Annotated in this window: 8 protein-coding genes; 5 read left to right on the plus strand and 3 right to left on the minus strand. The window is 51.5% G+C overall.

Annotation, left to right across the window (positions count from 1 at the left end):
• Nucleotides 1–22 precede the first annotated feature (22 nt).
• Entirely contained in the window at nucleotides 23–2233 is a 2211-nt protein-coding gene (locus IE073_RS10525; protein WP_189585412.1) for a M56 family metallopeptidase, read from the minus strand.
• Between the two features lie 10 nt (nucleotides 2234–2243).
• Nucleotides 2244–2621: a BlaI/MecI/CopY family transcriptional regulator gene (locus tag IE073_RS10530; RefSeq protein ID WP_189585415.1), complete on the minus strand. Its 378-nt coding sequence runs from the start codon at nucleotides 2619–2621 to the stop codon at nucleotides 2244–2246.
• A gap of 156 nt (nucleotides 2622–2777) precedes the next feature.
• Between IE073_RS10530 and IE073_RS10535 the strand changes: the two genes are divergently transcribed.
• The 5 genes from IE073_RS10535 to galE all read left to right on the plus strand — a co-directional run bounded on the left by IE073_RS10535 (nucleotide 2778) and on the right by galE (nucleotide 9464).
• The gene (locus tag IE073_RS10535) at nucleotides 2778–3911 is read left to right on the plus strand and encodes a metallophosphoesterase family protein (RefSeq protein ID WP_189585418.1); all 1134 of its coding nucleotides are present in this window, start codon (nucleotides 2778–2780) and stop codon (nucleotides 3909–3911) included.
• Entirely contained in the window at nucleotides 3908–6544 is a 2637-nt protein-coding gene (locus IE073_RS10540) for an AAA family ATPase (protein WP_189585421.1), read from the plus strand. Before IE073_RS10535 ends, IE073_RS10540 begins: the two co-directional genes overlap by 4 nt.
• 65 nt (nucleotides 6545–6609) lie before the next feature.
• Nucleotides 6610–7470 carry a formyltetrahydrofolate deformylase gene (gene purU, locus IE073_RS10545; protein WP_189585424.1) on the plus strand — a complete coding sequence of 287 codons (861 nt, stop codon included), beginning with the start codon at nucleotides 6610–6612 and terminating at the stop codon, nucleotides 7468–7470.
• Between the two features lie 84 nt (nucleotides 7471–7554).
• Nucleotides 7555–8409 carry a 3-deoxy-8-phosphooctulonate synthase gene (gene kdsA, locus IE073_RS10550; RefSeq protein ID WP_189585427.1) on the plus strand — a complete coding sequence of 285 codons (855 nt, stop codon included), beginning with the start codon at nucleotides 7555–7557 and terminating at the stop codon, nucleotides 8407–8409.
• Between the two features lie 44 nt (nucleotides 8410–8453).
• Nucleotides 8454–9464 (plus strand): UDP-glucose 4-epimerase GalE, encoded by a 1011-nt coding sequence (galE, locus tag IE073_RS10555; RefSeq protein WP_189585430.1) that lies wholly within the window; start codon nucleotides 8454–8456, stop codon nucleotides 9462–9464.
• 461 nt (nucleotides 9465–9925) lie between these two features.
• Here galE and IE073_RS10560 read toward each other — a convergent pair whose 3' ends face one another.
• On the minus strand, nucleotides 9926–11539 hold the full coding sequence (locus IE073_RS10560) for a BCCT family transporter (protein WP_189585433.1): 1614 nt from the start codon (nucleotides 11537–11539) through the stop codon (nucleotides 9926–9928).
• Nucleotides 11540–11591 lie beyond the last annotated feature (52 nt).

Genomic DNA, 11591 nt, shown 5'->3' on the forward strand with positions numbered 1-11591 from the left:
CTTTTAGTAAGTGAGCGGGAGATTAATTCGAATATGTGCCGTAGGTCACGCGGGTTGTGTGACGGCCGTTCTCCCAATCGGTGAGTATGGTCATGTTTTTTGGTGAAATCGTTATTTCAGATCGATTGTCAACAAAGCCATAGGTGTCGAGCAGCTCGCAATATTTACCACGCAATTTGGTGGAAAGCGGTTTGCCGTTCAAGCTCATGACGTTGTCTGGATGGGACAAGAAGACGGTCTCCTTGGTGTTTTTGATTAAGCCGTCATTTAAAAGTTCGGTGATTACAACATCACGAAACTCTTCGTGTCTCGCACGGGAAAGGTGGTCCGCTTGAGCGTGAGATTTTGCCTTTTCGAGAGCTTTGTTCTTGGCCTTTTCTGCATGTTTATACGCAAGGGATGCGTGCTTTTTTGAGACCTTCGTTGACTGCTTTTGGGCCTCGATGACCGATTTATGAGCTTCTCTTTGTTGGATGCGTGCTCGTTCTTGGTGAGCTTTCGCCTCAGCCTGATGTGTTTTCGCACGTTTTTGATTTTCTTTTGCTCTCGCGATGCTTTCAACTTGGCGCTGTTTATTTTGGATGAGCCTTTGTTGGGCCTCTACTTGTCTTTCGATTTCAGCGGAGCTGCGCAAATATTCGCGTTCTACTTCTGCCTGCGCTTTGGCCAACGCCTTAGTCTGTGCGTCATGAATTTGCGGACTGTTGAGGTGAGAAGACTGACGCTGGGCTGCTGTGAGACCCTTTTGCGCGGCCTTTAATCCCTCGAGTCTTGCCTCTGCATAATCTTCATATCTGTCTTCAATCGCCTCTCGTCGGTCTTCAAATAAATCTTTGATGTCATCGACGAAGTCTTCATATACCTCCGCGACATCTTCCATTTCGTCCGCATCTAGCGGGTTGGATTTCGCGTAGGCTTCTAAACGATCCTCATATTGGTCCATGGCAATCGCGAAGCTTTTATATATGGCTTTGTCGGTTTCGATGAAACTTTGAAAGTCTCCCTCATTTTTGAGTGTCGATAAATCGAGTGGGGGCAATACTGGTGGCACTGGCGGTGTAGGTTGCACTGGCGGAACTGGTGGAGTCTGCGGAACCGTAATCACGCTGTCTGGCAGGGTGGCACTCATCTCTGCCGGTAGTGGCGCCGATGGTGCGGGCGGTACAGGATGGGCGTTTGCGCGCGTGGTGCTTCCTAAATAGACCGAGCCGATGAGCAGGGCGCTAACCAAGGACATCACAACGTGTTCGGGACGACCCCGCGAATGTGCGCCAGTTTGGGTCCCGCCCGTCAATCTTGTCAAACGATCCATCAAAGGGGCATTTTCGCCAGTTCCTGTTGCGGCTATACCAAGGCGTGGCTGGGCATTCAGCCGAAGTGAGGCTAATCCACGAACTAAGGACAGTGGATCGCGACCTTGACGCACAGCCAGATCATCACAAGCTTGTTCTCGGTCACGATCAGCCCATTTAGCGATAATGTGAATGGCAGGATGGAAAAATAGAACGGTTTTTACGGCGGTTTGAATGAGGTTCAGTGCGTAATCATAGCGGCGAATATGGGCGAGTTCATGAAGGAGGACTGCTTCAACTTGATCACTGGGTAATCCCGACAGGAAGCCAATAGGCACGAGTACAATTGGCTTTAACATACCTAGCGTCATGGGCCCTGAGATGTTGGAAGACACCAATAGTTTCACATTTTCCGAAATGCCACTTTGTCGAAGGAGTAGCGTGAAGCGGTCCTGCCATTGCGGTGAGGGTGCAGACACGCCCAAGATACGGAGCTGCTGTACTTGGCCAAAGGCAAAAGCGTAGCGTAAACTCATGATGGCGAAGCCCAAAGCCCACAGACACGCTAGGATCGGGGTTACGCGGGAAAAGTTGACATCTGCTCGCCCTATAAGGGCCGCAGGGTCAAATGGCGTAATCAAGCTGGTAAACCGACCTTGGGTTTCGCTTCCGGCAACTGCGGATAGGGTGGCACCCCCATCTGCAGTCATGACGCCGAAATTCAAGGGAGTTTGGCCGAGATAGGCCGCAAAGGTCCAAAGAAACGCAATCAAACATCCAATTAATGCTGTAAGCTGACCAGCGTGCCGCAATGCGGGGGAATGCCCCCGCAGAGCAAAGCGCCAGATAACAACTGCAAGAAAGGCGATACCTACTTGCCAGATTGAATGCAGCACAGCCCATCCCAGGCTGTCCAAAATATGCGTGAATTCGGGCCCCATTTTCGTCTCCTTATTTGTCGAGCTTGGCAAGGAAGGCTTTGATCGCGTCGATCTCCGCCTCTGAGGTTTTTTCATTGCCTAAGGCATGCATGACGAGTTCGCTTGTGGACCCGCCAAAAGCGTTTTGAACAAAACGCTCGTAAAGGACCGATTTGGTTCGATCTTCTGTTTGTGTGGCACTGTAGAGGAAAGACCGCCCTTCACCTTGGGTGCGAGTTACAAGACCTTTGTCATGCATGCGTTGAATTTGCTTCAAGGTCGTTGTGTAACCCACATCCTTTGTAACACTTAATTTCGCATGGACGGCCTTGACCGTGCTAGGTTGGTGTTCCCAGAGGATAGATAGGATCGCAGTTTCAGCTGCCGAAGGTTTGGTGTTTTTGCTCATGCCCAAGCTTTATAACGACAGTTGTCGTAATGCAAGTATAAAACGACAACTGTCGTTTAGAGGCGTTCTCCTCGGATTTCCTGGGATCACTGAATTAACTTTTGTTGCGTTGAATACGCTGCTTGACGCGACTCGCGCGGCGCGGTCCTGTGGTGTATGGCGTTTACTTTCATCCATACGGCCGATTGGCAGCTCGGAAAAAGCTTTGGGCAATTCCCAGCTGAGATTGCAGGTGCGCTGCGTCTGGCCCGGCAAACCGTGATTGAGCGCATAGCAGATGTTGCGAGAGAGCAAGGTGCTGCGCATGTGCTCGTGGCAGGCGATGTGTGGGATAGTGCTATTCCGTCCAATTCGACGCTGCGGCAACCCCTCGCAATTATGGGTGAAGCAAAAGATGTCAATTGGTGGCTTCTTCCTGGCAATCATGACCCCGATGGGTCTGATGGATTATGGGACCGCGTGGATGCAGTGAAACCCGAAAATGTTCACTTATTGCGCACCCCCCAGCCCGTCGAAATCGAAATAGGCGTTTTCATCTTACCGGCGCCGTGGACACGGATTCAACATGGCCAAGATTTGACGGTTTGGATGGACACTGCACAGACGCCAGAGGGCGCGCTGCGCATTGGCCTTGCACATGGGTCAGTTCAAGGGTTTGGCGCCGAAGGTGATACAGACCGTGAGATCATCCCGCCCACCCGCGCACAAACCGCACGACTAGACTATCTTGCGCTTGGTGACTGGCACGCGCGACGAGAGGTCAATGCCCGACTTCAATACCCTGGAACGCCCGAACCTGACCGCCACAAATCGGGTGCACGGGGGCAAGTGCTCGCGGTGACTTTAGCGGCGGAGACCACGCCGAAGACCGAGGCCATTTCGACAGCGCGCTATGATTGGCCTGTTCTTACGACGGCCCTGCAACCTGAAACGGTTGCAGATGAGATTGAGAGTTTACGTCAGACCTTTTCATCGGGGCAACCATTGCGGCGTACTCATGCGCGTCTAGATGTTTCGGGCAAGATGACGGTCTCAGAGTGGGCGCTGTTCGAGAGTTTTCTTGATGAAATGAAAGGCGAGATGGCTTCGTTCGAAATTCGCGGAGAGAGTGATGTAAGTTTGGTTGTCGTGCCAGAGGACATCGAAGCGCTCGACGCGCAAGGTTCGGTACGCGAAGCGGCTGACGTATTGCTCACCCAATCCGAAGATCCAGATATATCGCGTGAAGATCGGCAAATTGCGTCGGAAGCTCTCCGCCTGCTGTTTCGCTATGCGGGAGACAGTGCGTGAGAATAACCAGCCTGAAATTCCGCCATGTCGGTCCCTTCGGAGCGGAAGGTGTTGCGCTTGAGGGTTTCTCAAACGGGTTGAATGTCGTCTGCCAAACCAATGAGTTTGGTAAGTCGACGATTTTGGAAGCGCTCGCAATTTTCCTCTTCAAACCGTTTTCTAGCGCACGCCAAGATGTGAAAGCCTTGCAAACGGCGGGGTCTATCGATGGTCCTGAAGGCGAGATTACATTTATGTCTGGCGGACGAAATTATTGTCTGACCAAGGTCTTCCTAAAAAAGAAAGGTGCTCGTTTACAGGACGCCGACACTGGCCAAGTTTTGGCCACGGATCGCGCTGCCGAAGAAAAAGTAACAGAGCTGTTACGCGCTGCAAACCTCAATGATGGGCCATCTGGGCTGCTCTGGGTGCGCCAAGGCCTTTCTATGGTGGGTGTGAAGGATGACGGCCAAGTTGCCTCACGCCTCGAAGGCGAACTCGGCACATTGATCGGCGGCGAGCGCGCGCGTGATTATTTGACCCGTGTCGAAACGGAGCTGGCAACCTATTTAACAAAAACTGGCGCGGCAAAAAAAGGTGGCCCTTTGCAGGTCGCGCAGGCCGCCGTGGAGGCGACCCAGGCTGAATTGACGGAGGCGATTCGCCTTCGGGATTTGACTAAAGCGACAGGTGTTGAGTTGGCGCGCGTGCATTCCGAATTGGAGCGCTTAGAGTTAGAATCCAGCCAAGTTGATATAGCAGCACAAATCGAGACAACTCGAGAAGCTATCACTGCGGCGCGGAGCTTTGCCAACGCGCTCGCGCTTCTTAGGGCCACACGCGATCAGGCCATTGCCTCAGCCGAACGTGCGACAGCTCGTCAAAATGAGCAGATTGAAAAACTGGTCACATTTAATGCCACACAAAAAGCCCTTGTCGCGATCGAAGGTGATGAAGCTGTATTGAAAGCTAGCCTCACGGAAAAACGCCGCGAACGGGACGAATTACGCAAAGAAATTGACTTGTTTGAAGCCAAGACTGCAGAGCAGGGGCGCTTGCGCTCTCGACGTGAAATTTTAGCCCGACAAACTCAACGCCTTGAGCAAACTGGGCGAGAGACAGCGCGCCTGTCAGAACTGGTAGAGGAATTAGATAAAGGCCAATTGAGTCTGAATTCGCTGACAGAGTCGATTGCTGATCTGCCGCCAATCCGTCGCGCAGATATTGAGCCACTTCGCCGCGCCGCAGATCGAATGCGTCAGGTGGACGCTGAACTTCGGGCTTTGTCCACCCGCCTCTTTTTGGAACTTTCGCCTGACGGCGCAGGTAAGGTTGTCGTAGAGGGGCGTGCTCTAGATAGCGGGCCATTTGAGCTGTCGGGCGATACCGTGTTGCATTTGGACGGTATTGGTCGACTGCGCAGTGATGACGGACGCTTGCGTGACCTTTCCGCCGAGCAGGTGGAAGCCCAAGCTGAGTATAAAAATCTGCTATCACAGTTTGGGGTGACCGATGTCACACAAGCCATCCGTATGGCCGATCAAAGACATGTTTGGGAGACTGATCGCAAACGTCTCACTGCGGATCTGGCACGCCTGGCCCCACAAGGCCGAGCGGCATTGGAAACAGATTTGGAAGCGGGCTTATCCGAAATTGAATCCTTGACGGACAGCCTTAATGATTTGGGAAGCGATCTGACGGACACACCCGGGTGTGACATTGATATCGCAGATGATTTACGCGCTACCCGTGCCAAGCTGACAGTCATCGAAGAAGCTCTTGAGCAACTCCAAACCAAGTTCGCTAAATTTGGAAGTGAACAAGCCCGTTTGCGCGAACGTCTCGCAGGGTTGAACCTCCCGGAGACGGAAGGTGAACGCGCCGCGCAAGCCAATTCTCTCGCCGTCGAGAAGCTCAAATATGAAACAGATGCGCGGGCGGCCAAAGCTAAGGTCGAGGCCATGAACTCCCAAGCACCCGTCCAATCATTAGATATGTTGGAAGCGCGAATGAAACGCTTAGAACGGGTCGTCGCTCAATCCCGCGCTGGGATGGAGGCGCTAAAAACGCAAGCCGCGGGTCTCATTGCGCGTCGCGATGCGGCCTTTGAGGGTGAAGATGCAGATGCGAAAGTCGCGGCGCTCGAAGCCCGTCTTGCAAGTCATCAGGCAGAATTATCTCGTCACTCTCGCCAGACAGATATCCGTCGGCTCCTGCGCGAAACGCTGACCCGAACCCAATCGCGTTTGCGTGAAGCCTATACGGCGCCCGTCGCCAAAGAACTCGCGCCGCTTTTATCTATGGTGATCCCTGGTGCTCGTGCTGGGCTGGGCGATAATTTGGGTGTGGATACAGTTCATCGTGACGGCCGTAGCGAAGCAATCACGCAACTTTCCGGTGGTACGCAAGAGCAATTCGCGATTCTGACGCGCTTGGCCTATGCACGGCTGCTGGCACGCGGGGGGGCGAGTGCGCCTGTAATTTTGGATGACGCGCTTGTCTATGCCGATGACGCGCGACGGAACGCGATGTTTGACGTGTTGAATCATGTCAGTTCAGGCGAAGATCCAATCCAAATCCTCTACCTATCCTGCCATAAAGGGGCGACTTTCCATTTGGGGGGACATCTCGTCGAACCAAAACCCTGGCTTTAGTCTCGCCACTGCCCTTTAGGTTGCCTATGGTGTCGGCGACATCTTGATCCAACTGAGAATTTAAAATGACTACACCGAGTTTTACGCTGACATTTTCCTGCCCTGATCAACCTGGTATTGTGGCCAAGGTCAGCGGGTTTCTCTTTGATCTCAACGCCAATATTTTGAGCGCTCAGCAATATAAAGACTCCGGTAACAACCAGTTTTTCATGCGCGTTGTTTTTGGTTTCGCGTCTGAGGCTGATTTGCCGGCTGATCTTTCAGATAGATTAGGCGGGCTCGGGCAGACTTTGTCGCTTAATTGGACGCTTACCGATCGCCGCCGCAAGAAACGTGTTGTGTTGATGGTATCAAAATTTGACCATTGTCTTGCCGACTTGCTCTATCGGATGCGGGTTGGTGAATTAGATATGGATGTTGTCGGCATTATCTCGAACCATCCAAAATCCGCATTACACTTGAAAAATTTCGGCGATATTCCTTATCATCACCTGCCGATTACAAAGGCAACCAAGCCCCAGCAAGAGGCTCAGATCAAAGCTATTGTTGAAGAGACGGGGGCCGAACTAGTCGTTCTTGCTCGCTATATGCAAATTTTATCGGATGATTTTTCTACGTTTCTTGCGGGCCGCTGTGTCAATATCCATCACAGTTTCTTGCCAGGATTCAAAGGCGCAAAACCCTATCATCAGGCCCATAAACGTGGCGTGAAAATGATCGGTGCGACTGCCCATTTTGTGACGGCAGATTTGGACGAAGGCCCGATCATCGTCCAAGATGTCGAACAAATCACGCATGTCGATACGCCGAAGGACCTAGTTCGCAAAGGTAGGGGGATTGAGCAACGCGTTCTCTCCCGTGCGGTTGGTTACTTGTTGGAAGACCGGGTTTTACTAAACGGACACAAAACTGTCGTTTTTGCATAAAATCCCAGGGTCTTAGGTGCGGCTTGACGGTCCCAATTAAATCAGCGAGACGCCGTCCAAGAATTACAGAAGTGAGTAAAAGCGATGAAAACCACCAAGCTTTCCAACGGAAACTGGACAATTGGCGGCGACGGCCCTCTTGCGGTCATCGCGGGATTAAATGTTCTCGAAGACGTCGGTCTTGCCCTCGAAGTGGGGTCCGAGCTTAAACGCATTTGTTCGGACCTTGGTCTGCCTTATGTTTTTAAGGCCAGTTTTGACAAAGCCAATCGATCTTCCATAACGTCCTATCGCGGGCCGGGTCTCGATAAAGGTTTAGGCATGCTCGCGCGTGTGAAGTCTGAGCTGGGCGTTCCCATTTGTACGGATGTTCATGAGGCCAACCAATCTGAGCGCGTTGCTGAGATAGCCGATCTTGTTCAATTACCCGCCTTTCTCTGCCGCCAAACTGATCTAGTCGTCGCAATGGCGGAAGCGACCCAAGCGGCAGGCGGATTGCTTCACGTTAAAAAGGCCCAGTTCCTTGCGCCGCGGGATGTCAAAAACATTATCTCAAAAGTGGGCGAAGTCGCACCCGACCTTGGCGTCATCATGTGCGAACGCGGCACCAGTTTTGGTTATAATAATCTGATCGTTGATATGCTGGGCATTGGTGCGATGCATGATTTAGATGTTCCAGTCACGATTGATGCAACCCATGCGGTACAATTGCCCGGCGCCGATCCGCGCACGGCAGGGGCCTCGACTGGCGGGCGTCGCGAAGGCGTCCCTATCATTGCGAAATCTGCCGTGGCCGCAGGCGCAGATGGCGTGTTCCTAGAATTTCACACTGACCCCGACGCTGCTTTGTGTGACGCACCAAGCTGTCTTCCATTGACGGGTGCCGCGGACCTCTTAAAAACGCTCAAGTTAATTCGAGAATTGGTCACGACTGGGTGACCCAACAGGTCGGGACAACAATTTTTTCCAGGCAAGGATTTAATATGACTGAGCAGGTATATGACCTGAAAGGTCGAGAAATTATTGTTGTCGGTGGAGGCGGCTATATCGGGGCGCATGTTTGCAAGACGATTGCGGAAAGTAACGGAACGCCAATTGTTTTCGACAATTTTCAAGCTGGTCATAAACATGCCGTGAAATGGGGGCCACACGTCACTGTGGATCTCCGAGACCGCGCTGCAACCCTCATGGCTTTTCAGACCTATTCAAAGGTCGAAACGGTTGTCCACCTTGCTAGCTCCATTGAAGTCGGGGAGGGTGAAAATCAACCCGAAGGATTTTATGAGAATAACGTCTCTGGTGCGTTGAACCTGCTGATGGCGATGCGCAAGACGAAAGCCAATCGATTAATTTTTTCCTCCACTTGCGCGACCTATGGTGAAACACAAAATATGCCTTTGTTGGAATCTGAAATTCAGAATCCGTTTAGTGTCTATGGTAAAACCAAGCTCGCGATTGAGCATTTGGTTCAAAGCTACCACAAGGCCTATGGCCTAAATTATGTGACCTTCCGTTACTTCAATGCTTCTGGCGCGGATGCGAGCGGCGAGATTGGTGAAGAGCATGATCCCGAAACGCATCTCATTCCAAATGCGCTCAAAGCTGCGGCAGGTCTGGGCAGCCGCATGAAGCTATTTGGCACAGATTACGACACACCGGATGGTACCTGCGTGCGCGATTATATACATGTGAACGATATTGCGCTGGCCCACATCTGTGCGATCCGCGCCATGGATGATGGTCTCTCGCAGGCCGAAGTCAATCTCGGTACGGGCGAAGGCTATAGCGTTCTTCAAATTATCAACGCAATTGAAGAGGTGACAGGCTTGGCAGTGCCATATGACGAGGGTCCACGCCGCGAAGGTGACCTGACGCAGCTTTTCGCCGATGCTGCCCGCGCCGAAGAAATTCTCGGTTTTAAACCCCAACATTCCAGTCTTGAGAACATCATCCAAACAGCTTGGAATTTCCATAAAAATAATTGGGGTGTATGACCAATTAACTTCTAATGTTTCATTTGTATTACAAATGCTTCGCTATCGTTTTTATCCCAGCATTTTCCCGCTTCCAGCTCTTTGGCGAAAAATCGATCTAGGCCGTATCAATTGGGGCGCCAAACTTATGGTAGTTTTTTGCACCGCGTGAAATAATGGCGAAAATCGCAGCTCCCAAGTAAATCATATCTTTGGTCGAGTTGAACAAACGGCGACGAGATTGGAAATTGTTGAACTCGCTTAACGCGATATGTCTGTGATGGTTGACCCGTAGCTTCCGACACGCCCGAACCCCAAATCAGTCTATCTGCCCACATTCTGAAGTTGTTTAGTATCTACTCAAACATCGCGGCGACCTCTATTCAAGCCAAGTATCTGAAAGAAGGTATTTGAGCGATGAAGGCTTATAAAAACGACCCTCGGTTTTGTGGACGATGTTCCACTTATTAGCCTTAGCTTTGTTATCTATCCGTGGTTGCGTCTTCTGATTTAGTTGAGTTCACCAAAATTTTATGCTCGTGCCTCATGCCGATATAGAGGCTCACGCAACACGCCAGAAGGATGATGGTGAAAGGTAAGGCCGCTGTGATTGTTCCTGCCTGTAGTGATTGCAGAGCTTGTTTCCCTCCACCCACCAGCAATGCTGAGGCGGTTAGCCCCAAAGCTGCTGCCCAAAAAATACGTTGCTGTACAGGCGCATTGGTTTTTCCGCCCGACGTGATGGTATCAACGACAAGCGCGCCTGAATCTGCTGATGTTACAATGAAGACAATAAGCAATGCGATCGCGACGAGCGACGCAATATTACCGAAAGGCATTTCCGCCAACATTTGGAACAAGACTACGGATGAGCTTTCAACACCATTTGCCAAATCACCAACGCCATTTTCATATTGCTCTATCGCCGTGGTGCCGAAGGCTGTGAACCAAGCGATGCAGATGACGAAGGGCGCGAGTAAGACGACGGAGAAGTATTCACGGACAGTTCGGCCACGCGAAATGCGGGCGATAAACATACCGACGAACGGTGACCATGAAATCCACCACGCCCAGTAAAATATTGTCCAATCATGGAACCACTGTTGATCTTCGCGCCCAATCCAATTCGTGAGAGAGGGTGTGTCAGTGATATAGGATACAAGATTCTGTCCCATACCTGTCATAATCAAAGTCGTTGGCCCCGCAACGATCACAAAAAGAAGGAGGCCCAGTGCAAAAACCATATTCATATTGCTAAGAAATTTTATCCCCCCATCCATCCCGCGAAGAACCGAGACTATAGCAAGGCCCGTCATGGATGCGACGAGCCCAATTTGAATCCAAAGATTAGGTTCGAAGTTGAATATATATCCTAGCCCGCTGGCGGCTTGGGTTGCGCCCAAACCTATTGTGGTTGCGAGGCCAAAAATTGTGGAAACCACCGCCAGAAGATCGATTATGTGACCTGGCCAACCCCAGACACGTTCTCCGAGCAAAGGGTAAAAAGTAGATCGAATTGAAGCTGGGAGGCCTTTATTATGCGTAAAGAACCCAAGGGACAGCCCGACAATCGCATAGACAGCCCAAGGTGAGAGACCCCAGTGAAAAAGCGTCGCGCTAAAGGCCAAGCGGTTTGAATCCTCTGATCCCTGAACCGCGGCGAGAGGCGTGCCTGCCCAATTCGTGTGATAGGCTAATGGTTCGGCTGCGCCCCAGAACATGAAGCCAATACCGACCCCTGCTGCAAACAACATGGCAACCCAAGAGGCATAGCTATGAATGGGTTTAGCGTCTTGTCCACCCAATCGGATTTTACCTAATGGAGAGATCGCGAGAAACAGACAGAAAATGAGAATAGCGACCGGGGTGATTGCGAACAACCAGTCGAAGTTTTGCAAAGTCGAGGCCTTGCCGTAGGCTAGGACTGCTGCTGCGGGTTCCGGGAAGGCCAAGGTCAGGCCAGAAAATAGCAATATCAGACCCGCCGCAGTAAAGAAAACCGGATTGTGAACATCCAGGCCCATGACCTCAATATTATCCTGCCCAATTTCGTAATCGATATCATATTCCATATCGGTATCAGTAGGCCGCTTCATTCGATGTCCATTCAGTGACTATATGGCGAGCGTGATGAACGGAGATTTTTCC

Origin of the sequence: Litorimonas cladophorae (genome assembly GCF_014652455.1) — a bacterium.
Lineage (GTDB): Bacteria > Pseudomonadota > Alphaproteobacteria > Caulobacterales > Maricaulaceae > Litorimonas > Litorimonas cladophorae.

Coding starts and splice junctions, on each gene's coding strand:
- IE073_RS10525 (WP_189585412.1), bottom strand. CDS start 2,233: ATGGGGCCCGAATTCACGCATATTTTGGACAGCCTGGGATGGGCTGTG.
- IE073_RS10530 (WP_189585415.1), bottom strand. CDS start 2,621: ATGAGCAAAAACACCAAACCTTCGGCAGCTGAAACTGCGATCCTATCT.
- IE073_RS10535 (WP_189585418.1), top strand. CDS start 2,778: ATGGCGTTTACTTTCATCCATACGGCCGATTGGCAGCTCGGAAAAAGC.
- purU (WP_189585424.1), top strand. CDS start 6,610: ATGACTACACCGAGTTTTACGCTGACATTTTCCTGCCCTGATCAACCT.
- kdsA (WP_189585427.1), top strand. CDS start 7,555: ATGAAAACCACCAAGCTTTCCAACGGAAACTGGACAATTGGCGGCGAC.
- galE (WP_189585430.1), top strand. CDS start 8,454: ATGACTGAGCAGGTATATGACCTGAAAGGTCGAGAAATTATTGTTGTC.
- IE073_RS10560 (WP_189585433.1), bottom strand. CDS start 11,539: ATGAAGCGGCCTACTGATACCGATATGGAATATGATATCGATTACGAA.